The 25,332-nt window shown below is 59.6% G+C and carries 19 protein-coding genes; 2 read left to right on the forward strand and 17 right to left on the reverse strand.

All coding sequences use genetic code 11. From position 1 onward, the window contains the following. Nucleotides 1–322: 322 nt before the first annotated feature. The 9 genes from HMPREF1494_RS00210 to lepA form a co-directional block, all read right to left on the reverse strand. Nucleotides 323–880, reverse strand: a complete 558-nt coding sequence (locus HMPREF1494_RS00210; protein WP_003841834.1) for a SixA phosphatase family protein — start codon at nt 878–880, stop codon at nt 323–325. An 88-nt stretch (nt 881–968) separates the two neighbouring features. After that, complete coding sequence (locus HMPREF1494_RS00215; RefSeq protein ID WP_034518182.1) at nt 969–2,024, reverse strand: tRNA (adenine-N1)-methyltransferase; 1,056 nt, start codon at nt 2,022–2,024, stop codon at nt 969–971. Nucleotides 2,025–2,099: 75 nt separating this feature from the next. Next, nucleotides 2,100–2,951: an ABC transporter ATP-binding protein gene (locus HMPREF1494_RS00220; protein WP_228369760.1), complete on the reverse strand. Its 852-nt coding sequence runs from the start codon at nt 2,949–2,951 to the stop codon at nt 2,100–2,102. Between the two features lie 151 nt (nt 2,952–3,102). Then, entirely contained in the window at nt 3,103–4,347 is a 1,245-nt protein-coding gene (gene glgA, locus HMPREF1494_RS00225) for a glycogen synthase (RefSeq protein WP_003840254.1), read from the reverse strand. 156 nt (nt 4,348–4,503) lie between these two features. Further along, nucleotides 4,504–4,965 (reverse strand): membrane protein, encoded by a 462-nt coding sequence (locus HMPREF1494_RS00230; protein WP_034518185.1) that lies wholly within the window; start codon nt 4,963–4,965, stop codon nt 4,504–4,506. Between the two features lie 204 nt (nt 4,966–5,169). Continuing rightward, nucleotides 5,170–6,717, reverse strand: a complete 1,548-nt coding sequence (locus tag HMPREF1494_RS00235; protein WP_003841841.1) for a glutamate synthase subunit beta — start codon at nt 6,715–6,717, stop codon at nt 5,170–5,172. Nucleotide 6,718: 1 nt separating this feature from the next. Next, nucleotides 6,719–11,290, reverse strand: a complete 4,572-nt coding sequence (gene gltB / locus HMPREF1494_RS00240) for a glutamate synthase large subunit (protein ID WP_034518189.1) — start codon at nt 11,288–11,290, stop codon at nt 6,719–6,721. A 190-nt stretch (nt 11,291–11,480) separates the two neighbouring features. After that, nucleotides 11,481–12,689, reverse strand: coding sequence for a radical SAM family heme chaperone HemW (hemW, locus tag HMPREF1494_RS00245; protein WP_034518193.1), 1,209 nt, complete (start codon nt 12,687–12,689; stop codon nt 11,481–11,483). Next, nucleotides 12,689–14,569 (reverse strand): translation elongation factor 4, encoded by a 1,881-nt coding sequence (lepA, locus tag HMPREF1494_RS00250; protein WP_003843805.1) that lies wholly within the window; start codon nt 14,567–14,569, stop codon nt 12,689–12,691. The genes hemW and lepA overlap by 1 nt, the downstream gene beginning before the upstream one ends. 156 nt (nt 14,570–14,725) lie before the next feature. Between lepA and rpsT the strand changes: the two genes are divergently transcribed. Next, on the forward strand, nt 14,726–14,986 hold the full coding sequence (gene rpsT / locus HMPREF1494_RS00255) for a 30S ribosomal protein S20 (protein ID WP_003840264.1): 261 nt from the start codon (nt 14,726–14,728) through the stop codon (nt 14,984–14,986). A 57-nt stretch (nt 14,987–15,043) separates the two neighbouring features. On the opposite strand, the gene HMPREF1494_RS00260 is transcribed toward rpsT, so the two are convergent. The 3 genes from HMPREF1494_RS00260 to HMPREF1494_RS00270 all read right to left on the reverse strand — a co-directional run bounded on the left by HMPREF1494_RS00260 (nt 15,044) and on the right by HMPREF1494_RS00270 (nt 17,942). Next, entirely contained in the window at nt 15,044–15,790 is a 747-nt protein-coding gene (locus tag HMPREF1494_RS00260; protein ID WP_012902127.1) for a trimeric intracellular cation channel family protein, read from the reverse strand. Between the two features lie 203 nt (nt 15,791–15,993). Then, nucleotides 15,994–17,121, reverse strand: coding sequence for a branched-chain amino acid aminotransferase (locus HMPREF1494_RS00265; RefSeq protein ID WP_003843807.1), 1,128 nt, complete (start codon nt 17,119–17,121; stop codon nt 15,994–15,996). A gap of 224 nt (nt 17,122–17,345) precedes the next feature. Further along, nucleotides 17,346–17,942 (reverse strand): 50S ribosomal protein L25/general stress protein Ctc, encoded by a 597-nt coding sequence (locus HMPREF1494_RS00270; RefSeq protein ID WP_012902125.1) that lies wholly within the window; start codon nt 17,940–17,942, stop codon nt 17,346–17,348. Nucleotides 17,943–18,202: 260 nt separating this feature from the next. Here HMPREF1494_RS00270 and HMPREF1494_RS00275 point away from each other — a divergent pair, with 260 nt between their 5' ends. Continuing rightward, nucleotides 18,203–19,201, forward strand: a complete 999-nt coding sequence (locus HMPREF1494_RS00275; RefSeq protein WP_012902124.1) for an alpha/beta hydrolase — start codon at nt 18,203–18,205, stop codon at nt 19,199–19,201. Nucleotides 19,202–19,213: 12 nt separating this feature from the next. On the opposite strand, the gene HMPREF1494_RS00280 is transcribed toward HMPREF1494_RS00275, so the two are convergent. From HMPREF1494_RS00280 to HMPREF1494_RS00300, 5 genes are all read right to left on the reverse strand, one after another. Then, nucleotides 19,214–19,627 carry a GNAT family N-acetyltransferase gene (locus HMPREF1494_RS00280; protein WP_012902123.1) on the reverse strand — a complete coding sequence of 138 codons (414 nt, stop codon included), beginning with the start codon at nt 19,625–19,627 and terminating at the stop codon, nt 19,214–19,216. A 60-nt stretch (nt 19,628–19,687) separates the two neighbouring features. After that, nucleotides 19,688–20,416: a LysE family translocator gene (locus HMPREF1494_RS00285; RefSeq protein WP_003840274.1), complete on the reverse strand. Its 729-nt coding sequence runs from the start codon at nt 20,414–20,416 to the stop codon at nt 19,688–19,690. Between the two features lie 193 nt (nt 20,417–20,609). Then, on the reverse strand, nt 20,610–23,282 hold the full coding sequence (locus HMPREF1494_RS00290) for a bifunctional amino acid transporter/iron-containing alcohol dehydrogenase (RefSeq protein ID WP_034518201.1): 2,673 nt from the start codon (nt 23,280–23,282) through the stop codon (nt 20,610–20,612). 92 nt (nt 23,283–23,374) lie between these two features. Then, nucleotides 23,375–23,965, reverse strand: a complete 591-nt coding sequence (locus tag HMPREF1494_RS00295) for an AAA family ATPase (protein WP_003840277.1) — start codon at nt 23,963–23,965, stop codon at nt 23,375–23,377. 51 nt (nt 23,966–24,016) lie between these two features. Then, nucleotides 24,017–25,234, reverse strand: coding sequence for an aspartate aminotransferase family protein (locus tag HMPREF1494_RS00300; RefSeq protein WP_003843914.1), 1,218 nt, complete (start codon nt 25,232–25,234; stop codon nt 24,017–24,019). Nucleotides 25,235–25,332 lie beyond the last annotated feature (98 nt).

Consider the following 25,332-nt stretch of genomic DNA (forward strand, 5'->3'; position numbering starts at 1 on the left):
CTCCATCTGACATGAACAATGCAACCCGCCCAAGCTATCACAGAATGCCCTGCTATAAGGCATTAGGAAAATTTGAATGTCGTTATAAGCCAGCCTTATATGTCAGCTTCGCCGCCAAACATGCTCGACTTCCTACTGCTATGTCACGGAAGCCATGGCGTTCAGGAGACCCCGGATTCTTCCAACTCGGTTTACCAGTCTCTTGTCCGAAAAGACAAGCCACGTGCAAAACAGTGTCCGCCGTGAAACACTGCCCAAGCAGAGCGGTAAGGGAGCCGTTCCCGCCAGCCGTTATGGTCGTCCTCCCGCCATGAACCCGGGCCTAGTCGAAATCCTTGGCCGTAAGCAGGGCGATGAGTTCGCCGCTGTGCAGCTGCCATTGGTTGAACGGCTCGTCCGCACCGAACACGGCGATCGAGGCTGGGGACATGCCCAGATTCAACAGATCGAGCAATGTCGGATCGGATTCGGAGCTGGCAATCCACTGGCATGCGATCGATACGGTCGGCTCATGACCGAGAATCAGCAATGTGCGGCGTTTCTCCTTGGTTTGCGCAAGTTCGTCGAACACGGATTGCACGCCGCCTTCGTACAGACTCTGCCGATAATCGACCTTCGGGTCATCGCCGAACACCTTGAGCATACGGTCGCAGGTCTGGCGCGCACGGGTCGCACTGGAACATGCTATGCGATCCGGAACCAGCTTGAAGGACGCCAATCCCTTGGCCACCGACTTCGCCTGTTTGCGCCCCTTGTCGGTGAGCTCACGGCCGGCATCTCCACCGTTGCCAAATGGCTCGGTCTTGGCGTGACGCATCACCATCAACACATACTTGTAATCCTTGGCCTTTTTGGCAACCTTCTTCAGGCTTGTTCCCATGGTCGCATGCTCCCCATCTTCGGTTCAGGCTTACAACGGTACCCGTCGCATCTTCCATTGTCGCAGAACACATGGCAAGACCCGCGCATTATTCGTCGATTGCGTTCACCTGCGCGTCGAGGTCACGCAACACCTTACGCAGCTTGCGGTCGGAGATGTCACGTAGCTCGAGATCCTCGAGCTGTTCGGCGCGTTCCTCGGCACTCAGTGAGTCAATGTCGGTAGTCGTGTCCTTCGTGGCACGGTCACGTTTGCGCAACGCCTGGAATCCAGGGGCCATGGCCCGCGAGACCATCAGGAAACCGGTATGTCCGATCATCTGATGGTCGGGACGAATCGCCAGTCCCTGCGCCTTCCAGTTGCGTTCCAGCGTCTCCTGAATGTCCGGTTCGGTCCAACAGCCCGCGTCACGTAACGCCTCGGCCATGCGGCTCAGTTGCGTAGTGGTGGTCACGTATGCCACGAGCACACCCCCTGGTGCCATCACGCGGTATGTCTGTTCGAGCCGGTTCCACGGGTCGAGCATATCGAGCATGATGCGGTCGAAGGAATGCTCCGGCAGTCCGGCCGCAACCGAATCGAAATCGCCGGTTTTCAGATCCCACCAAGCAGGGCGGCCGCCGAAATAGATCGTGGCATTGGCTTCGGCCACACGCGCGAATTCCGAACGCATCTCGATGGTGGTGAGCCTGCCGCCCTCCCCCACCGCATCCAACAGATTGATGCTCATGGCGCCCGAGCCCGCACCGGATTCGAGCACGTTCATGCCGGAACGGATGTCGCCGAGCTGAATTACCTGCGCAATGTCCTTCGGATACATGATCTGCGCGCCGCGCGGCATGGATAGCACATAATCGGCCAGCCGCGGACGCATCACGGCGAATTCCCAGCCGCCGATGGCACGCGTACCCTTCCATGGCTTGTTGGCGTCGCGTTCGGGATGGTCCTGGTTGATCTGCGCCTCACGTTTGGCGCTGACCGTCACGATTACGGAGCCCTCCGTCCGTCCGATCACCTCATCATGCAGGATGATGCCGTGCGAGGTCTGCGTCACGCCGCCCGGCACGAGCTGGTCGGTGATTTTGTTGGACCTGCGGTCCGTAAACTGCACTTTCTCTCCGGCCTCAAGCGGTCCTCGACGCATCAATCACTCCTTCATGTTCTTCATGCATAGCTGATTTCGACTACTCATGCTATCGCACGCGCAACGGCGAAGGCATCATACGGCGTAGGCGTTCCATCGTCCGTTCGCATGGGTCACATTCAAATCAAGGCCGAACACCTGGCTCAGCCGCTCGGAAGTGAAGCCATGTTCTAGGTCGCCCGTATACACGATGGTGCCCGGAGCCGGATCGTTACCGGCCACATTGTCCGCATAGGCGTCCGCCTCGTTGCCGGTGATGCGACCCATAATCGCCACATGGTCAAAACCCTGCGGAATCTCTTCAAGCCGGTGCGTGACCAGCAGCACGGCACGGTCCGATTCCTCCGCGCCGACACGGCTCAACGCGCGCAACGCGATTTCACGGCCGCCCAGATCGAGACCGGTGGTCGGCTCGTCCAGAATCAATAGATCCGGATCAGCCATCAGCGCACGGCAGATGAGCACACGGGTACGTTCGCCCTCCGAAAGCTTGAACATCATCTTGCCTTCGAGGTATTCGATACCGAATTCGCGCATGAGGGAACGCGCCTTGGCATAATCTTCATCAGTGTAGGTGTCACGCCAACGGCCGGTGATGGCGGTCAACGCGGTCACGATAGCGTCGAGCGGATCCTCCTGGGGAGGGAACGCGCGCCCCAGTTCGGCCGAGCTCAGTCCGATGCGGTTGCGGTAGGAGAATACGTTGACCTTGCCCAATCGGTTGCCGAGGATGTCGACGGTGCCGCAGGACGGGAATCCGCGAGTGCTCATCATCTGTACCAGACTGGATTTGCCGATGCCATTGGGTCCGAACAGCACCCATTTCTCACCTTTTTTGATTTCCAGATTGACTTTGGTGAGGATCACGCGCCTGTTGCGGCGAAATTCCACGTCAGTAAGTTTCAGTGCCGTGTCCTGCTCGACCATGCTTTCTCCCTCTCCTTCTGCATAGGATTGCGCCATGATAATCATCCTATGATCGCATATGCGAAACGCCTCCTGCCAGCATAATGCATGACGGGAGGCGTCGAATGGCCTGCGTCTGCCTGTCGGTCATGGACCGACAGGCGATTTGCGGCTACTCCTGTTCGGCAATCACATCCTCGTAGACCTTGACGGTCTTGTCGGCAATCGATTCCCAGCTGAAGTGGTCCCGTGCACGCTCATAGCCGGCCTGTCCCATCTTCTTCGCCTTCTCCGGATCGGCCATGATCCTGTTGATGGCGTCGGCCATATCATGTACGAACTTGTCCGGATTGGTCGGGGTACCGGTGCCGTCATGCAACTGGTCGACCGGCACGAGATAGCCTGTCTCGCCGTCGACGACGACTTCCGGAATGCCGCCGGTGGCGGAGGCGACGACCGGCAGCCCGCATGCCATGGCCTCCAGGTTCACGATGCCGAGCGGCTCGTAGATGGATGGGCAGATGAACGCGTCACAGCCATGCTCAAGGGCGTTCAGTTCCGGCTTCGGCAGCATCTCCTCGATCCAGATGATATTGCCGCGTTCCTCGTCAAGCTTGGCGAAGGCCGTCTTGACCTCCTCCATGATCTCCGGAGTGTCCGGCGCACCTGCGCACAGCACGATCTGAATGCCCGGATCGACGAAGTGCAACGCCTGAAGCAGGTATGGCAAACCCTTCTGCCTAGTGATACGGCCGACGAACAGCAGGGTCGGCTTGTTCCGGTCAATGTCATAGCGCTCGAACACCTTCCAACCCGGATCGTCGTCGGCGGGGGTTTCGAACTGACTCATGGTGATGCCATTGTGTACCACGACCACCTTGTCCGGGTCGAGGTTCGGATAGGCGGTGAGGATGTCCTCACGCATGCCCGCGGACACGGCGATCACACGGTCGGCATGCTCGTAGGCGTCCTTTTCGGCCCAGGAGCTCAGGTTGTAGCCGCCGCCGAGCTGTTCACGCTTCCACGGGCGGAACGGTTCGAGCGAATGCGCGGTGATGACCAGCGGCGTGCCATGCAGCATCTTGGCGAGATAGCCGGCCAGGCATGCATACCAGGTGTGGGCGTGGATGATGTCGGCATCGACGTCGTTGGCGATCTGCAAGTCAACGCCGAAGGTCTTCAGCGCGCCATTGGCGCCTTCCAATTCCTTCGGAACGTCATAGCCGACGACTGTGAGCGAGCCTTTCGGGGCATCGCCGGGAATGGCGGGAACATCGGCTTCGGCGCGCGGGCCGTCGAACGCACGGACTGTCACGTCGACACGTTCCGCCAGCACCTTGGAAAGCTCTTCCGCATGTACGCCTGCGCCGCCGTACACCTTCGGTGGGTATTCCCGGGAAAGGATGTCAACCTTCATAACTGCACTCTCCTCTTCGAGTCAGATAGTCGTTCCGTGTTCCACTTTAGGCCAAGACAATGCGAAACGCACGATTGTTGCATTCGTGTCATGACAATCGTGCGTTGTATTCAATATCATCTGCAAATGTTCAGAGACGTCTGCAACGACTCCGCATCAGACGGCGGTCCCGTTCTGATCAAGGTTCGGATTGTGCCGCGGATTGCCCGCAGTGAAGAACAGACTGATCACACCTACCGCGAAGACCGCGGAAACCGTGGCGATGAGCCACATCGGATGCTGCGGCAGCCACATGATCACGAAAAAGGCGATGGCCGACAGCGCGATCAGCACCCAGCTGGCCACACGGAACCACTGGCGGGTGGAATGCGGAGCCTTGAACATCTTCGGATTCGTATAGTCCGGGTTGGTCGTCAGCAGGTTTTCGGTCACTTCGACCGTGCCACCGGTCGGCTTCCACGGCCCGTCTGTGCCCTCCTGCAACCTACGGGACTTCTCCTGCAGTTGGTATTCGTCAAGCATTCCGGAACGTGCGCGGCCATGGGTCTGGTCGTACTGTTGCGGCACTCCCCTGCGATTCTGCTTGGCTTGGGCTCGGCGTTCTGCACGGTTTGGCATTGAAGCACTCCTTTGTTACGTGTTGCTGCATGCCACTCTACCGCACGCCCGCCGCTTTTTCATGAACGCAGCACGTCATATGGTCGATATTGAAATGGTCGATGTTGAACGGCTCGGAGTCGGATACGGCAAGACGGCCCTTCCCGTTGATTCGGAAAAGGCCGTCTCACGTGCGATTACGTTCGTCTTCTACCGTGCTGTCGCTCAGCGCGGAAGCATCATCGGTCGCTTGGATGCGACGATCGGAGCCGGCAGCTCGGTGGATCCGGTGAGGTACTCATCCACGGCGGCCGCGCAGGAACGGCCCTCGGAAATGGCCCACACCACGAGGCTCTGGCCACGACCGGCGTCACCGCAGGCAAAGACGCCGTCCTGGGAGGTGGCGAACTTGTCGTTACGCGCCACGTTGCCGCGGCCATCGAGGTCGACCGGCAACTGGTCCACCAACGTGGTGGTATCCGGATGCAGGAAGCCCACGGAGATAAGCACCAAGTCAGCCGGAATCACGCGTTCGGTACCCGGCTGACGGGTAAACGGACCATTTTCGCCCGGTGCGACGTTCACGACCTTCAAACCGGTCACGTGGCCGTTCTCGTCCGCCACGAAACCTTCGGTGGCGGTGGCGTCCTCCACCTTGACCTTGGCCTGTTCCTCCTCAGTACCGACGAAATTCACCGAATCGGTGCTGTAAACGTATTCGGCACGCTGGGTCTCGAAACCTTCGTCCATGGAAGTGGTCTTCTGGTACAGACGCGCGAAGGTGGGCCACGGCTGGTTATCCGGACGTTCGGTCGGCTCCTGCGGCATAATCTGCAGCACGGTGACGTCCTTTGCGCCCTGGCGGATGGAAGTGCCCAGGCAGTCGGAACCGGTGTCGCCGCCGCCGATGATCACCACGTGCTTGCCTTCGGCGGTGATGTCGTTGACCGGTTTGACGCCATACACGCGACGGGTGGCGTCGGGCAGGAACTCCATGGCGAAATGGATGCCCTTGAGTTCGCGGCCGGGAATTTTCATATCGCGTGGCACGGTGGAGCCGATGGCCACCACCACGGCGTCGTAACGGGAACGCAGATCATCCCAGGAGATGTCCTTGCCGATCTCCACGCCGGTGCGGAACACGGTGCCTTCGGCCTCCATCTGCTCCACACGACGGTCAATGAGTCGCTTGTCGAGCTTGAAGTTCGGAATGCCGTAACGCATCAGACCACCGATGGCGTCATCACGTTCATACACGACCACGGTATGGCCGGCGCGGGTCAACTGTTGCGCGCATGCAAGGCCGGATGGGCCGGAGCCAACCACGGCAACGGTCTGGTCGGTCAGTCGCTGCGGGGGCAGGGGCCTGACATAGTCCAGATCCCACGCTTGGTCGATGATCGTGCATTCGTCGTTCCTGATCATCGTGGCCGGTTGGTGGATACCGAGCACGCAGGCGGCTTCGCACAGAGCCGGGCAGATGCGGCCGGTGACTTCCGGGAAGTTGTTGGTTTCGGACAGACGATTGTATGCGTCCTCCCACTTCTCCTGACGTACCAGATCATTGAATTCGGGGATGATGTTGCCGAGCGGGCAGCCGCTCATGCAGAACGGGGTGCCACAGTCCATGCAGCGGGCCGCCTGTTCGGTGGTCCACGGCTGCAGGCCGGATTCGGCGTGGACGTCGAACCAGTCCTTGATGCGCTCCTCAATGGGGCGTTCGGCTAGTTCGCGACGGGTACGGACCTTCAGGAATCCACGAGGATCTCCCATGTCAGCGCGCTCCTTCCATAACCTGCTCGTACACCTGTTCCCAGACGCCGGGCGTATTGAAATCGATGTTGTTCTCCTCGGCGTTCTTCATCGCCTTCTGCATGGCAAGGAAGTGCTTCGGAACGATGTGGGTGAACCGCTTGGCGCTGTTCTCCCAGTCGGCGAGGAGGCCTTCCGCGAAGGCGGAGCCGGTCTCCTCGGCATGCTGCTTGACAAGACCGTGCACCAGTTCATTCGCTTCGGCGTCGAGCGGCTCAAACAGCAGCGCGCCATTGGTGGCGGCCGCCGGATTGACCTGCTTCATGTCGAGATCGAGCACGTACACGTTGCCACCGGAGAAACCTGCGCCGAGGTTACGGCCGGTGGAGCCAAGGATGACGACCGTGCCGCCGGTCATGTATTCGCAGCCGTGGTCGCCCACGCCCTCCACCACGAAGGTGGCGCCGCCGTTACGTACGCCGAAGCGTTCGCCGGCGCGTCCGGCCACGAACATCTGTCCGGAGGTCGCACCGAAGCCGGTGACGTTGCCTGCGATCACGTTCTCATGCGGGTCGAATGAGACATTCGATTCCGAGCGAACCACCATGCGGCCGCCGGACAGCCCCTTGCCGGCGTAATCATTGACTTCGCCGTACACACGAATGGTCTCGCCACGCGGGATGAACGCGCCGATGGACTGTCCGCCGGCGCCGTGGAACGTCATGTCGATGGTGTCATCCGGCAGGCCCTCCTCACCATAGCGCTTGGTGATCTCGTAACCGACCATGGTGCCAAGCGTACGGTACACGTTGCGAATCGGCATTTCAATGCGCACCGGCTCCTTCTTGTCGAGGGCCGGTTGGGCAAGTTCGATGAGCTTGTTGTCGAGTGCCTTATCGAGCTCGTGGTTCTGATCGATGGTCTTGTGCAGGATGGTTCCCGGAATCGGGCCCGGCTGCATGAGCACATTGCTCAGATCGATGCCGTCGGACTTCCATCGCCTGATGGCTTCGTTCTGATCAAGGCATTCGACGTGGCCGACCGCCTCCTCCAGCGTACGGAAGCCAAGTTGGGCGAGCAGCTCGCGCACCTCTTCGGCAATGAACATGAAGAAGTTGACGACATGCTCCGGCTTGCCTCTGAAGCGGGCGCGCAGTTCCGGATCCTGCGTTGCGATGCCCTGCGGGCAGGTGTTCTTCTGGCAGGCGCGCATCATGACGCAGCCTTCGACGATCAGCGCAGCCGTGGCGAAACCGAATTCCTCGGCGCCGAGCAAAGCTGCGATCATGACGTCGCGGCCGGTCTTGAGCTCGCCGTCGCACTGCACGGTGATGCGGGAACGCAAACCGTTCAGTACCAGCGTCTGCTGGGTTTCGGACAGGCCGATCTCCCACGGAGTGCCGGCATGCTTGATGGCGTTGAGCGGAGCCGCACCGGTACCGCCGTCATAGCCGGAGATCAGTACCACGTCGGCATGGCACTTGGCCACACCTGCGGCAATGGTGCCGACACCGAACTCGGAGACAAGCTTGACGTGAATGCGGGCCTTCGGATTGGCCATCTTCGCATCGTTGATCAGCTGCTTCAGATCCTCGATGGAATAGATGTCGTGATGCGGCGGCGGGGAGATGAGTTCCACGCCTGGGGTGGCATGACGCACCTTGGCGATCCACGGCGGAACCTTGGCACCTGGCAGGTGGCCGCCTTCGCCCGGCTTGGCGCCTTGGGCGAGCTTGATCTGCAGGTCGGTGGCATGCACGAGATAGTCGCTGGTCACGCCGAAGCGAGCCGAGGCGATCTGCTTGATCTTGCTGTAGCGCAACGGGTCGTTGATACGGTCCTCGGATTCGCCGCCCTCACCGGAGTTGGAACGCGCACCGATGGTGTTCATGGCGATGGCGAGGGTTTCGTGCGCCTCCTGGGAGATGGAGCCATAGCTCATGGCACCCGTGGAGAAACGCTTGACGATCTCGCTGGCCGGCTCGACTTCGGAGATGTCAATCGGCTTGCGGTCGGACTTGAACTTCATCAGGCCTCGTAGCGTCATCAGACGGTTGGAGGTGTCGTTGATGTGGTTCGAGTACTTCCTGAACATTTCGTAATCGCCACGCTGGGTCGACTGCTGCAGCAGGAAGATGGCCTCCGGATCATTGAGGTGATCCTCACCGGTGCGGCGCCACTTGTATTCGCCGCCGGTACGCAGATTACGATGCGGGCGCGCGGTCCACTGGGTCGGGTAGGCCACGCGGTGGCGAATGGCCACTTCTTCGGCGAGTTCGTCGAGGCCGACGCCACCCACGCGGGAGGTGGTCCCGGCGAAATACTCGTCGATGACATCCTTGTTCAGACCAATGGCTTCGAACAGCTGGGCGCCACGATAGCTCATGATGGTGGAGACGCCCATCTTGGCCATGATCTTGAGTACGCCGGTGGATAGCGCGCCGGTCAGGTTCTTCACGGCGGTTTCGGCGTCCACCTTGAGGTAGCCCTTGCGAGCCAGATCCTCAACGGATTCGAAGGCCAGATACGGGTTCACTGCCGCCGCGCCATAGGCGATCAGCAACGCGACATGATGGATTTCGCGCACATCGCCGGCTTCGACCACCATGGAGATCTGCGTGCGGGTATGACGGCGCAGCAGGTGGTGCTGCACCGCTGAGGTGAGCAGTAACGACGGAATCGGACCCCATGCGTAGTTGGAATCGCGGTCGGAAAGCACTAGGAAGTTGGAGCCGTTTTCGATGGCTTTGTCGATTTCCTCGAAAATCTCGTTCAGACGTTCCTTCAGCGCCTTGCCGCCACCGGCGACCTGATAGAGGCCCTTGACGATGAACGGCTTGTAATAGCCGCCGAGCAATTTGGCTCGGTCGAGGCGCTTGAGCTGCGCCATCTCGTCGGAGTTAAGCACCGGGAGCGGAATGAGAATCTTCTTGGCGTGCAATTCGGAATCGGCCAGCAGGTTCGGTTCCGGACCGATGGCGGATTCAAGGCAAGTCACGATCTTTTCGCGTTCCCAATCGAGCGGCGGATTGGTGACCTGTGCGAACTTCTGGGTGAAGTAGTCGAACAGCATGCGACTGCGGTTGGACAGCGCGGCCATAGGCGCGTCGTTGCCCATGGAACCCAGAGGTTCCTTGCCGGTGTTGGCCATCGGGGCAAGCAGGAGCTTCAGGTCCTCCTCGGTGTAGCCGAAGGCGCGCTGTCGACGTTGCACGGACTGACCGGAGTGGTTGACGTGCTCGCGCTTGGGAAGTTCGCTCATTTCGACGGAGTTGCCTTCCACCCATTGACGGTACGGGTGCTGGGAAGCGAGAGCCTTCTTGATCTCCTCGTCCGGAATGATACGGCCTTCATTGGTGTCGACGAGGAACATCTTGCCCGGCTCGAGGCGGCCTTTGGACACGATATGCTCCTCAGCCACCTCCGGCAGCACGCCGGTTTCGGAGGCGAGCACGATGTAGCCGTCATCGGTGAGCTGCCAACGGCCCGGTCGGAAGCCGTTACGGTCGAGCAACGCACCGACCTGGGTGCCATCGGTGAAGATGATATGCGCCGGACCGTCCCACGGCTCGATCAACGTGTTGTTGTACTCGTAGAACGCCTTGACATCCGGGTCGAGCTGATCGTTCTTCTCCCATGCCGGCGGCAGCATCATGGAGATGGCATGGGGCATGGAGCGGCCGGCGAGATGCAGCAGCTCAAGGCACTCGTCGAAGGTACCGGAATCGGAATAGCCCGGGGTGGCGATCGGCAGCAGCGGCTTGAACTCACCGAGCAGTTCGGAGCTCAGTCGGCCTTCACGGGCGGACAACCAGTTGCGATTGCCCTGGATGGTGTTGATCTCGCCATTGTGGGCCAGCTGACGAAATGGCTGGGCCAGCGGCCAACTCGGGAACGTGTTCGTGGAGAAGCGGGAGTGCACGATGGCGATTTTGGCCTTCATGCGCTCATCGGACAGATCCAGGAAGAAGGGCTTGAGCTGCATGGTGGTCAGCATGCCCTTGTAGGTGATGGTGCGCGCGGACAGGGACGCGAAGTAGATGCCAACCTCGTGCTCCACGCGTTTGCGGATGCGGAAGGTCCTGCGATCCAATTCGATGCCGGCGAGCTGATTGTCCGGATCGGCCACAACGAGGGTCTTGAACGCCGGCATGCTGGCAAGAGCCTGCAGGCCGAGTCCGTCCGGGTTGGTTGGCACGATGCGCCATGCGAGTACTTCGAGACCCTCTTCACGCACGATTCGGGCGATGGCCTGCTCCTGCTGACCGGAGGTGGCGATGTCACGGTCGAGGAATGCGATGCCGGCTGCATAGTGGCCTTCCTCAGGCAGTTCCACACCTACGGTGGCACGCATGAACTCGTCGGGCATGCTCATGAGGATGCCCGCGCCATCACCGGTATTCTCTTCGGCGCCGACCGCACCACGATGGTTCAGGTTGACAAGCACTTCGATGGCGTCGTCAACGATCTTGCGCTCCGGTCGTTTGTTGAGGGTGGTGACCATACCCACGCCGCAGGCGTCGTGCTCGGCGCCGGGATCATACATACCTTGGGAATCATGGATCGTCAGATCTAACGGGGCGTGGAAAGTCACCGAAACCACCTTCAATGTTTTTGGGCAAGAAAAGTCTTGCGGTTCTTTAATGCGTGGTTTAGAATACCGCGCCCCCATGTCGATAGCGTTTCAGGTGTCCATATAACGAATCGACGGCATTGTCAATACCCACGTAATGATTCTCGCCAAGCATGCGAAAACGACCTCGCATCGCCGTTATGCAATATCGTCAGTCCAATGATTCCAGCAGTTTGGCGATGATGGTGTCGTTGAGCAGGCGCCCGCGAAGCGTGGGGATGGCATGATGATGCTCAACGGTGATCAGGCCGTCATGCTCCAGCTCACGCCATGTGGTTTCGGCGATGGCATTGCCGAGCCGTGCGATGTCAAGGCCCCCTCGAATACGCAGGCCAAGCATGATGGTCTCTTCGAGATTCTCCTCGACGGTGATGTTCTCGCTGCCAGCCCACGGGATCCTGCCTTCGCTGATGGCGCTACCCCACAGGCGCGGATGTGCGATGTCCCAGGAACGCAGGGCCGTCGCGCTGTCCTCTCCATCGGCCTGGTCTCTCCTGACGGTTCCTCGCTCGGAAAGGGCGGGTGCATCGTAATGGGAATGCGCCCCGGGTCCGAGTCCGGCCCAGTCGACGTTGCGCCAGTAGCCGAGGTTATGCCGTGATTCGTAACCTGGACGTGCCCAGTTGCTGATTTCATACCATTCAAGTCCCGCCGCGGACAGTAGCGCATCGGCGATTTCGTATTTGGCGGCCTCGTCATCATCGTCCGGGGTCGGCAACATGCCGGCCGCGATTCGCCGACCCATGGTGGTGTTCGGAGCCACGGTCAATGCGTATGCGGAAATATGGTTGACTCCCAGATCGAGGGCCGTATTCACGGAGGTACGCCAATCATCAAGGCTCTCCCCCGGCGCGCCATAGATCAGGTCGACGCTGGAACGCATGCCGGCCGCATTCGCGGCCGAGATGCCAGCCGCGACGTTCTCCGGCGTGTGAGTGCGGTCAAGCGTCTTCAGGACGTGCGGAACCGCGGACTGCATGCCGAAGGAAATACGATTGAAGCCGCCGTCGGCAAGCTCGCGCACGTAATCGGCGTTCACCGTATCGGGGTTCGCCTCGGTGGTGATCTCGGCGTTGTCCGCGATTCCCCATGTCTCGCGTACGGCATCCAGCATGGCCACCAGATCCGCGGCCTTGAGAATCGTCGGCGTGCCACCGCCGAAGAAAACAGTGCCGGCCGGCGGTTCGACGATGCCGTGACGTTCCTGCCAATCACGCACGATCGCCATCTCGCGAATCACCATGTTGGCATAGTTGCCCCGGGACGCGCCCGCACCCATGTCAATGGCGGTATACGTGTTGAAATCACAATATCCGCAACGTCTCATGCAGAACGGCACATGAATGTAGACTTCGAACATCAGCCTTCGGTCTTCTGGGCGGCGCGGATCTTGTCCTTCGTGTCACGGTCGTTGCCGGCATCGCCGGTGGACAGGGCGGCGATGAACGCCTCCTGCGGCACCTCGACATGTCCGAGCATCTTCATGCGCTTCTTGCCGGCCTTTTGCTTCTCCAACAGTTTGCGCTTGCGTGAGATGTCGCCGCCATAGCACTTCGCAAGCACGTCCTTGCGCAAGGCGCGAATGTTCTCGCGGGCGATGATGCGTGAGCCGATGGCCGCTTGGATCGGAATCTCGAACTGTTGGCGCGGAATGAGCTCACGTAGCTTCTTCGTCATCATCACACCGTAGGAATATGCCTTATCACGGTGCACGATGGCGCTGAAGGCATCGACCTTCTCGCCTTGGATGAGAATGTCGACCTTCACCAGATCGGCGGCCTGCTCGCCGTCCTCGTGGTAGTCGAGCGAAGCATAGCCCTTGGTGCGGCTCTTCAACTGGTCGAAGAAGTCGAACACGATTTCGGCGAGCGGGATGCGGTAGTGCATCTCCACACGGTCGGAGGAAATGTATTCCATGGTGCCCATCTGTCCACGGTGATCCTGACACAGATCCATCACGGCACCGATGAAGTCCTTCGGTGTGATGATATCGGCGGCGACCATCGGCTCGACGATCCTCTTGATCTTGCCGTCGGGGAATTCACTCGGATTGGTCACGCGATGCACGCTACCGTCCTCGGCGGTGACCTCATACGGCACGTTTGGGGCGGTGGAAATCAGATCGAGATTGAATTCGCGGCTCAACCGTTCGGTCACAATCTCCATGTGGAGCAGGCCGAGGAAGCCGCACCGGAAGCCGAAGCCCAAGGCCACGGAAGTCTCCGGCTCGTAGATGAGGGCCGCGTCGTTGAGTTTGAGCTTGTCGAGCGCCTCACGTAATTCCGGGAATTGGGCGTTATCGATCGGGAACAGGCCGGCATAGACCATCGGCTGCGGGTCGCGATAGCCTTCCAGCGGCTCAGTGGCCGGATTCGCGGCGGAGGTGATGGTGTCACCGACCTTGGATTGGCTGACGTCCTTGGCTCCGGTGATCACGTAACCGACCTCACCGGCTCCAAGTGCCTTGGTCGGCATCATGTCGGGGCTGATCACGCCGATTTCGATCGGATCATGGGTCATGCCGATACCCATCATGTGCAGCTTCTCACGGGAACGCAGTTCGCCGTCGACCATACGGATATAGGTGACGATGCCTCGGTAGGAGTCATAGACCGAATCGAAGATCAACGCGCGGGCGGGAGCATCCGGCTCACCTTTCGGAGCCGGTATATCGGTGACGATGCGATCAAGCAGTTCGGCCACGCCTTCGCCGGTCTTGCCGGAGACGCGTAGCACGTCAGACGAATCGCAGCCGATCAGGCCGGCGATCTCCTCGGCGTGTTTGTCGGGTTCGGCGCTCGGCAGGTCGATTTTGTTCAGCACCGGGATGATGGCCAGATCATGGTCGATGGCCATGTACAGATTGGACAGCGTCTGCGCTTCGATGCCCTGCGTGGCGTCGACGAGCAGCACGGCACCTTCGCATGCGGCCAGTGCACGGGAGACTTCGTAGGTGAAATCGACGTGGCCCGGAGTATCGATCATGCCAAGTGTGTATTCGGTGCCATCAAAGGTCCACGGCACGCGCACGGCCTGCGATTTGATGGTGATGCCACGCTCCTGCTCGATATCCATGCGATCGAGGAAGCGGTCACGCATCTCTCGTTCCGGTACGATGCCGCTGAGCTGCAGAATGCGGTCCGCCACCGTCGATTTGCCGTGATCGATATGCGCGATGATGCAGAAATTGCGGATCAACGACTGATCGGTGAAACCGGGCTGATTATGCTGCTGGCCCACGCCATCCTCCTCCTGAAATACGTAACGCAAACGATTCTAACCGCTGGTATCGGCAGGGTGCGCCGCGACACTCCTAGGCCCGCTGGCGATTTATCCGCGCGCCATGTTATCATTTTCGTTTGTATGTCCTTATAGAAAACGTCGTTTGGAGTAATAGTGGCAAACATTAAGTCGCAGAAGAAGCGCGTTCTCACCAACGAGAAGGCCCACAAGCGTAACGTGGCAGTGAAGTCCGGCCTGAAGACCGCCGTTCGCGCCACCCGCGAAGCCATCGCCGCCGGCGATAAGGCCGCCGCCGAGGCCGCCTACAAGGTCGCGGCCCAGAAGCTCGACAAGGCTGCTGGCGCCGGCGTGATCCACAAGAACCAGGCTGCTAACCGCAAGTCCGGTCTCGCCGTGGCCATCAACGCTCTCTGAGTTTTCGTAACTCACCGTTTATATGGAAGCCCCGCAGATTCTCCTGCGGGGCTTCTGCTATTCATGCCTGTCGTCTTTGCCGTCATCATCTTTGTCGGGATGGATGACAGGGCGTTTCAGATACTTTGATTCACCCGGTAGATACGTATTGTGCCGTGCAAGAGCGCCAGGCAACTGAATATCGAAGATCACCGACGCCAATCGCATACCGACCATGAGTACGACGATGAGCACATCAAGCACGACCTCCGCCGGGAAAGCGATGATGCCGGCATTCACACCCTTGCACACCAACACGGTGAGTATGCATCCGACGGCGGATGGCACCGCATACCAATGTTTGTCACGAATCACCATGGGAACTTCATTGATGAGCATGTCCCTGATCAGTCCGCCGCCCAATGCGGTAAACATGCCCAGAAAAATCGCCGTGGTGCCGGACATGTGGTACATCATGGCCTTACTGGTACCGTTAACGGCGTACAATCCCAGCGCCAGCGCATCCAACGACAGCATGGACCATCTGAGTTTGTTGATTTCCGGATGTGCGACGGCCACGGTGACGGCCGCCAGCAGCGCGGTGATCACCAGCCCCTTGTCGGAGACGCCTGCGGGAGGGAGCGCACCGAGCAACACATCACGAATGATGCCGCCTCCCAATGCGGTGAGCCATGTAGTCACGAGAATCGCAAAGACATCATATCCCTTGCGCACGGCGGCAAGTCCGCCGACCATACCGCAGCAGAACGTCGCCAGGTATTCGATGCCCATGAAAAACCCGTTGCTTTCCAGGGCCACTTCCATATCTTCTCCCCCTCCCTCACAAGGTTCCTTCATGCAACTGCAAAAATACCATAGCCCGCAGGTGCCATATCACCATAAAAGAGCCGGAGGGCGGTATATGCATCGTACGACACGTCCGGCCTTCAGGCCAAGTTTACGATCGTACGACGTATATACCGCCCTCCGGCGGTCTACGCGCTGTTAGGAAACGGTCTTAGCGAAGATCAGCAGACCTTCCACATCCAGTTGTGCGGATCCTCGATCTCGCCGAGCTGAATGCCGAGCAGCTGGTTGCGCAGGGCGACGGTGAATTCGCCGGAGCCGCCATCCGCGACGGTCACGTCGAACTTCTCGGACTTGAAACGGCCAATCGGGGTGATGATGGCTGCGGTACCGCAGGCGAACACCTCGGTGACCTCGCCGGACTTGATGTCTTCGAGCAGCTGATCCAAGGCGATCATGGTTTCGACCACGTCGTGGCCATTGTCCTGGATGAGCTGAATCAGGGAACGGCGGGTCACGCCCGGCAGGATGTTGCCGGTCAGGGACGGAGTCTCCACGTGGCCATCCTTGTGCACGACCATCATGTTCATGCCGCCAAGCTCCTCGAGGTAGGTCTTGGTGGCGGCGTCCACGAAGCAGACCTGTTCGCAACCGTGGTCAATGCCGGTGTATTCACCGAGCAGGGAAGCCGCATAGTTGCCACCGCACTTGGCGAAGCCGGTGCCACCAGGGCCGGTACGGAACCACTTGTCTTCAACCCAGATGCTGACCGGCTTCACACCGCCCGGGAAGTACGGACCAGACGGGGAAGCAATCACGCAATAGTCCACTTCATGCGGTGCCCGCACGCCAAGGAACGGCTCGGAGGCGAACATGAACGGACGCATGTACAGGGTGTACTCACGACGGGACGGCACCCAGTTCACATCACGCTTGACGAGAGCAGCCACGGAACCGATGAAATCGTCAATCGGCAGTTCCGGAAGGTACAGACGCTTGGCGGAATTCTGGAATCGTTCGGCATTCGCATCCGGGCGGAACAGCCAAGTGGAGCCGTCGGCGTGACGGTAGGCCTTGAGACCTTCGAAGCATTCCTGAGCGTAATGCAACACGGATGCGCCCGGATCCATCTTCAGCGGCGCATACGGTTCGATGCGGCGATCGCCCCAGCCTTCGCCCTTGGTCCAGGTCATGTGGGCCATATTATCGGAGAACACCTGACCGAAGGCCGGCTTGTCGATGAGCTCGGCGCGCTTGGCGTCGGATGCCGGGTTGTCGTTAGGGAGCACGGTGAACTTCTCGGTGAGCTTGTCAAGCTCCGCCGGATCGTGATGATTCTGTTCAGTCATTCTTAACTTCTTCTTATGCATCAGCCGCTTTCGCGGCATGCGGATGTTGACATGCCAGCGCTTGTGGCGCCGGCTCTGGTTAGTACTTTCTCACACCATAATCTCAATCGATAACCATCGTTCGCGATATGAGATGGCATGAAACGTAGCGGAAACAAAGGAGTCCGCGCATGCAATCTACATGCGCGGACTCCGTAATCGAACGCTTGCGGAAACGAGCTATCTCACTCGGCGTCGGCGGTCTCGGCGGCGTCGGCGGCCGGGGCTGCCTCAGCGGCATCTTCCGGCACCTCGACGGTGACGACGGACTCTTCCGGATCCTCAACGTCAAGCACGACGCCTTCCGGCAGCACGACGTCCTTGGCGAAGACCTTGGCGCCATCGGTCAGGCCATCGACGTTGACCACGATCTTCTCGGGCAGGTTGGCGACGTCGGCGCGGACCTTGAGCTCCTGAATGTCGACGAACGCGACGGCGGCACCCTTCGGAGTGCCTTCGACGAACACCGGCACCTCGACGTCGATCTTCTCGCCGGCCTTGACCTCATAGAAATCAACATGCTCGACGATGCGCTTCACCGGATTGCGCTGCACGTCCTTGACGATGGCCATCTTGGTCTGCTCGCCGTACTTGATGGTGAACAGAGCGTTGGTGTGACGCAGGGACAGGGTGGTCTCCTTCATCGGCAGCTGCACGAAGACCGGAGCCTCACCGCCGGCGTACACGGTGGCCGGAATCAGCTTGGCGACGCGCAGACGGCGGGCAGCGCCCTTGCCGAACTCGGTACGAGCGGCGCCTTCGAGGGTAATGGTGGTAGCCATAATCGATATCTCCTTGATATTCGTTCTTCTGTTTCGGCGCATCAACGAGCCGCGAAGACACTCAAGGAGTGCACTCACACGCCGAGTCGATTACGGAAGCTCATGCTTCCCTCGCCAAGACAACAGTCCTTAAGTATACACATCGGTCTGACAATGCGTGTTCAACGCCGCAAAGGTGTGGAACACACGTACAATCGAACACATCGGTCATCATGTATGAACAGGGAACGAATACACGAAATCAACGAATCGAGGCAGCAATGAGGCGCACCCATTCTGATATCGCCCGCACCATCTGCATTGCAACGGGAGCCGCGGCCGTGGCATCTGCGGGAGCGCTGGCCATTTGCGCAAATTCGCTGTTCAGGTTCGCTTTGGACTCGCAATGCAAGAAGTCCATGTTCCGTCAGTCCCCGCCGGACGATCCGGAACGCGAACGTCTGATGAATACCGGCGAGGCACGCGAAGCCGGCGTATGGTTTCAAGAGACCAAGCAACCGGTCACCATCACAAGCTTCGACGGTCTTACGTTGCATGGTTGGCTGTTCGACCCGGATTGCATAAGCCCGAAACCGCATCTTTACGCGATTTGCTGCCATGGGTATACGGGTGAGCCCGCGGAGATGGCAACATGGGCGCATCGCTTTGCACGCCTCGGTTTCACGGTGCTGGTGCCGGCGCAGCGCGCGCACGAGATGAGCGAGGGGCGCTATACCGGCATGGGATGGCTGGAACGCAATGACCTGCTCAATTGGATTCATCTGATCATCGAAAGCGATCCCGAAGCCCGTATCCTGCTGCATGGCAATTCGATGGGCGCGGCAACGGTGATGATGACCGTCGGAGACCCAAGGTTGCCCCGTAATGTGGTTTCCGCCATCGAAGACAGCGGCTACGCGTCGGTGAGACTGCAATTCATCGATACGTCCCGTGCGATGTTCCATCTGCCAAAGCTGCTCGCGGCGATGTGCGTGGACGCGGCGGGACTTGTCTGCAAGTACAAGGCCGGCTACGACTTCAACGATGCCTCGAGTATGGAGCAACTCCGCCATGCGACGATTCCGGTGCTGTTCGTCCACGGAGACGCCGACACCTTCGTATCCCCACGTTTCCTCGATATGAATTTCAACGCCTGCTCAAGTCTCGACCGTGAAAAGTTGCTGGTGCCAGGCGCCGATCATGTGATGGGCTCGGTGGTGGCGCCGGACGTGTACTGGCGCAAGATCGAACGATTCGTCAGGCGAACGTTCAGATTGTAGGATTCGTCCGTTTCACCGCTTCTCGCCGGGATTGCAGATCTGCATGGCCACGCCGTCCTCCATGATCTGGAAGCCGTGCTTCTGGTAGAACGACGCGTTCTTGCTCTCCTCCGGCATGACCTCGATATACAGGTAATCACGGTATCGGTCTTTGACCATGCCGACCAGATGTCCGGCGATGCCGTGACCCTGATATTCCGGATCTACAAGTACGTAGTGCATGTAGGCCACCATCTCGGTATCGTCAAGCACGCGCACCAAACCGGCAAGACGGTCACCATCCCAAGCCGAAAACACGGTGGACGAGCCCATCAACGCCTTGTACAGGCGTTCCGGATACTCCCCTGACACCCAGCCGACGGAACGGAATAGCCGCTGCGTCTGCTCTTTGGTGAACTTCTTCTCATCGGTATATGTAATCTCCATAACCTGCACGGTATCACACGCTACCCCCTTGACAATCAAAGGCGAGGCCGTGATCTTCCGTCAGGCGGTGTGGCTTCGCACCACGTCGAGGATGGTTGCGCCTCCAAGCAGGGCCATGACGCCACCGGTAACGATGGAAAGGATGCTTTTGCCGCGTGAACTGGTGAGTTTGGCGGAGAAGGTGGCGGCCGCACAGGCCACGACGGTGAGAATCACACCGCCTTCGATGGCGTGGATCAGTCCAAGCGACAGACCCATTTGGAGATTGCCGACGCCGGACACGAGGAACTGCGGGATGACTGCGATGTAGAAAACGCCTATTTTCGGGTTGAAGAAATCGGTGAGGAAACCGCGCCACCATGAAGAGAACAGGCTTGGCCTGGAGGTCGGGGCGATCATGGACCGTGCGACGGATTCCGTGGATGCGGTGGAGTCATCGGCGGCTTCCCGAGGTTGCATTTCGGTTTGCTTCGTTGCGATGCCAAGCTTGCGCTTCGCCCAATCGGACATGCCGGACATGCTCCATGCCAGATAGAACAGATACATGCCTCCGATCACGCGGATGATGTCATAGGCCAGCGGGAATGCGGAAATCAGTGCGGCCAGGCCCAATGACGCGGCGACGGCCCATACCAGCACGCCGCATTGGATGCCGAATCCCGCCATGATGCCGTTGCGTCGCCCATAGTGGATTGCCTCGTTCATGGTCATCACCATGTCGAGACCTGGCACCATGGCCATGGCTCCGGCCAGCACCGCGAACCCCAGCAACGCCTGCATGTACGTCATGTCGTTCCTCCCATTGCGTGACGCATTCCACTATGCCATCATGGAAGGTCATTTCCCCTATGCAGAAAAGCCTCCAAACATGAAAAAGCGTGATGTCCCGCCGCTATCCACGGTGGGACATCACGCCCTCATATCGCATTCGCCTTTGGGATTCCCAACGGCCATCCATCGGCGAATCGATGTGACTGAGCACTCAGAGCATCGACTCGTACAGCTTCTCCAACGATTCCTCGGTGGTGACGAGCTGGGAGCCCGGCGTGTTCACAAGATTGCCCGGAGAGACCTTCTGGGCGTTCTGCGCCAACCATGGAATGTCCTTCTTCTCGATGCCGAGATCGCGTAGCGTCACGTTGAGATCAAGATCCGCGAGCAGTCTCTTCACTCGTGGCGCGCAATCCTCGGCGGTGAAGCCGCCCAGAATCCTCGCGATACGACCGTACTTGAAGCGGTTGTACTGATAGGTCGCTTCGATGGCGGTCGGCTCGATGGCAGCCAGGCCCTTGCCATGGGTGACGTTCCTCAGACCACTGACCGGATGTTCCATGGCGTGCGCCAGAGTGATGCCGGCGGTGTTGATGACCATGCCGCCGATGGTGCCGGCGAGACAGACCTTGGCCCACTGTTCGTCGGTGCCCTCACCTCGATACAGGCTCACGATGTTGTTGGCGATGAGCGGAATTGCATACAGGGCGAGCGCATCGGTGAACGGCTGTGCATTATTGGCGGTGAACGCCTCGATGCAGTGACATAGCATGTCGCAACCGTTGGCGGCGATCACGCTGCTCGGCATCGTGCGCATCAGGTCGGGATCAACGATGGACGCGGTGGCCACAAGCGCCGGGCTGCGCAACGACTTCTTGTCGCCGTTGTCCGGGTTGGTCATGACCGCGAAGCCGTTGGCCTCGGATCCGGTGCCGAAGGTGGTCGGCACGAGGATGAGCGGCAGGGCCTTGTCGGAGGTACGCTCGCCATAGATGTACTCGCTGACGCCACCCTCGTTTTCGGCCATGAACGCAATGCCCTTGGCCGCATCCATGGTGCTGCCGCCGCCCAGACCGATCACGACATCGACCTGCCGGTCCTTGGCGAGTCGGGCACCCTCCTCGACCGTGGTGGTCAGCGGGTTCGGAGTGACCTTGTCGAAGAGCACCGTGGTCAGGCCCGCTTCTTCGAGCAGGCCGCTGATCTTGTCGTAGGTGCCGCTGTTCTTCACGGAATGGCCGCCGGTGACGATCATTGCGGTGGTACCGTGCGCGGAGGCGATCGTACCGACCTCACGTACCTTGCCCTTGCCGAACACCAGATTGACCGGCAGGAAGTAGCCGAAACCGTTCGCCCACTCGTCGGGGGCGCTGGCTTCGGACGCTGCGAGGTTGATGACCGCGGAGGATTCGGAAACCGTCTTTTCCTGTTCGTCGCCGTTATCGAGTTCGCTGACGTACAGCTGCGCATAATAGCCGAACTTGTCCTTGTAGACCATCTTGCTGAAGATGAAGAACACGACGCCGAGCGCGGACCAGCCGGCGACCATGAGCCATTCCTGCGGAGCCAGGGTCACACCGGTGCCCGGAAGGATGTACAGCATGATCATGATGCCGGACATCAGCACGGCCATGGTGCCGATGAGCTTCCAATGCTTCACCCGATACGGGCGAACCATGTCCGGTTCCTTCACATGCAGGATGATGAAGGACAGCGATACCATGCAGTATGCGAGGATGCATCCGAAGTTGCCTGCGTCCACGACCCACACGAGCATCTTACGTCCGGCGAACGGTGCGAGCACGCTCAGGATGCCGACGACGATGATGGCGACGTACGGGGTCTTGGCCTTGGAATGCAGCTTGGTGAAGAAACGCGGGATCATATAGGACTCGGCCATGGAGTACATGGCGCGGCTGCCGCCGATCATGAACGAGTTCCAGCTGGTGAGGATGCCGCACATGCCGGCGAGAATCAGCACCTTCGCCATGATGTTGCTGTGGAAGGCCGCGGCCATGGCGTCGGCGGTGACCAAGCCGGTGCCATTGGCGGAGGCGGCGATCTGATCGCCGGTCATCACGTAGCCCACGGAGAAAATCACCAACGCATAGAAGCTGATGCCCAAAACGATGGAGAGGATGAGGATCTTGCCGATCTTCTTAAGCGGCACGTTGATCTCTTCGGCGGCCTGTGGAATCACGTCAAAGCCGATGAAGAAGAACGGGCTGACGGCGGCGACCTTGACGATGGTGGCCATCATGCCGCCCATGCCCGAGCCTTCGAACATCTGGTCCTGCAGGTTGGAGGCATCTCCGGTGATCACGGATGCCGCGATCAGCAGGATGCCGGCGGCGCCGATGCACAGGGTCAGAATGTTCTGCAGCTTGGCCGCGATCTGCGCACCCATGATATTGATGACGGTGATGAAGACGGCGAACAGCACGGCGGTGCCCAGCCATGTGGCGTAGATGTCGAATCCTGCGACGGAGTATAGGTACCCCTGCAGGAAGTCCGGCCACACATACGTGATGATGGTCGGCAAGGCGCACGCCTCGAAGCAGACGACGCTCACGTAACCGAGTACGATGGCCCAGGTACAGACGAATGAGCCGATCGGCCCCATGGCACGCATGCTGAACACATGCTCACCGCCGCATTCAGGCATTGCCGGCGTCAGCTCGGCATAGGTCATGCCGATGAAAAAGATCATCACGCCGCCGAGGATGAAGCCGAGCATGGCGCCGATCACGCCTGCCGTACCGATCCAGTCGCCGGTGGAGACCACCCATCCCCAGCCGATCATCGCGCCGAAGGCGATCATCAGGATGTCAAGGGAACTGAATGACTTTTTGAATTCCGAAGTTTTTTTAGTTGGCGTTTCCATCGAAAGTTCCTTCCTCACGTAAGCTCTGCGATGGCGATTCACAAAAGCGGAAAGAGGCCGCGCTCCCCTCGAGTTACGGCCCCTGTGTCCGGTTATTCGTTCAGCATTTCGACGAGCATGAGCAGATACTGGCAGGTCTTCTCCCAGCCGAGCAGGCTGCTGTTGATCAGCAGGTCGCGCTGGCTCCGGTCACCACGATTGGTGCCGGTGATGTACTGATGCCTGCTGCGGTTCTTCTCGTCGTTGTAGCTGACGATCTCGCGCGCCTTCTTCTCGCTCACGGATTGGTTTTCCATGATCGCGCGGATGCGGTCCTCCTCCGGCGCATAGATGAAGATGTTGATCAGATCGTCCCTATCCTGCAGCAGATAGTTGGCGCTGCGGCCGATGATGACGCAGGATGATTGATCGGCCATCTTGTGCATGGCTTGGTATTGCAGGGAGATGACCTTGTTCGTCAGGTTCGCGTAACGCGGACCGAGTGTCGTCTCGAAGGTATAGGGGACGTTCGTTCCCTTATCGGCCTTTTCCACGAGCTCCTTGTCCACGTCCAGATCGTTGATGATCTTATCGACGAGGTCACGATCGTAATATTCGATGCCGAGCGCCTTGGCGAGCATCTTTCCGATTTCCGGACCACCGGCGCCGTATTCGCAGCCGATGGTGATGACCATGTGCTTCATACTGCTCCTCCTTTCATAGGTATGTTCACGATTCGGGAACCAACGGGCCGATCACTCAGACAGGGCCTCGATGGTTTCCGCGATGATGGAGGTCGCCTTGTCGGCATCCTCCTCGGTGATGATCAGCGGCGGGACCATGCGGATGACGTCCTTGCCGATGGCCGTGATGAGCAGTTTGCGGTCGAGACAGCCATGCTTGACGTCCACGGCATTGATGGTGCCGTCGAATTCGACGCCGACGAACAGACCCTGGCCACGGGCCTCCTTGACGTGCGGCAGCTTGGACAGCTTATCGATGAAGTAGGCACCGACCTTCTTGGCGTTGCCCGGCAGGTCACGATCGATGATTTCGGTGACTGCGGCAAGCGAGGCTGCGCAGCAGACCGGGTGACCGCCGAAAGTGGTGCCGTGAGAGCCCATGGTGAAGGCCTTGGCCACCTCTTGCGTGGCGCAGATCGCACCGATCGGCATGCCGCCGCCCATGGCCTTGGCCATGGAGACGATGTCCGGCTTGATGCCATAGTTCATGTACGACATGAGCGCACCGGTACGGCCCCAACCGGACTGCACCTCATCAAGCAGCAGCAGAATGCCCTTCTCATCGCAGAACTCGCGCAGTCCCTGCAGGAATTCCTTGGTCGCCGGATGCACGCCGCCTTCGCCTTGGACCGGCTCGACCATGATGCCGATAGTGTTCTCGTTACAGGCCGCCTTGAAGGCTTCAAGGTCGTTGAACGGAGCATAGGAGAAGCCGTCGGTCATCGGGCCGAAACCGACCTGACAGGCGTTGTCCGGCTGACCGGTCGCGGACATGGCGCCGAAGGTGCGGCCGTGGAAGGATTCACGGGCGGTGACGATATGATACTTGTTCGGGCCGTACTTCTCGACGCCGTACTTACGTGCCATCTTGATCATGGCCTCATTGGATTCGGTGCCGGAGTTCTGGTAGAAGATCTTGTCCATGCCGATGGCCTTGCAGATCTTTTCGGCGAGCAGCACCTGCGGCACGGTGTACGGATAGTTGAAGGTCTGCATCAGGGTGGCGGCTTGGTCCTGCACCGCCTTGACGACCTTTTCATTGCAGTTGCCGACGGAGTTGACGGCGATGCCCGCGTAGAAGTCGAGATACGGGGTGTCGTTCTCGTCATACATATAGACGCCCTTGGCGTGGTCTGCAAGGAAATCGAAACGCTCGTAGGTTTCGATCATATAGGTGTCGACCTTGCTCTTGATGTCTTCGAATGTCAATCCGGTGTCCTGCAGCCTCATGATGCGACTCTCCTTGTTTCTTGTGACGAAAGGTCTTGAAACGGCCTGCCCGGTCGTCTCTTCCGGCCGGAACTGGGACTCATTATGTTTCCTCTCGA

It is taken from the genome of Bifidobacterium sp. MSTE12, assembly GCF_000513015.1.
In the GTDB taxonomy this organism is placed as follows: Bacteria; Actinomycetota; Actinomycetes; order Actinomycetales; family Bifidobacteriaceae; genus Bifidobacterium; species Bifidobacterium dentium.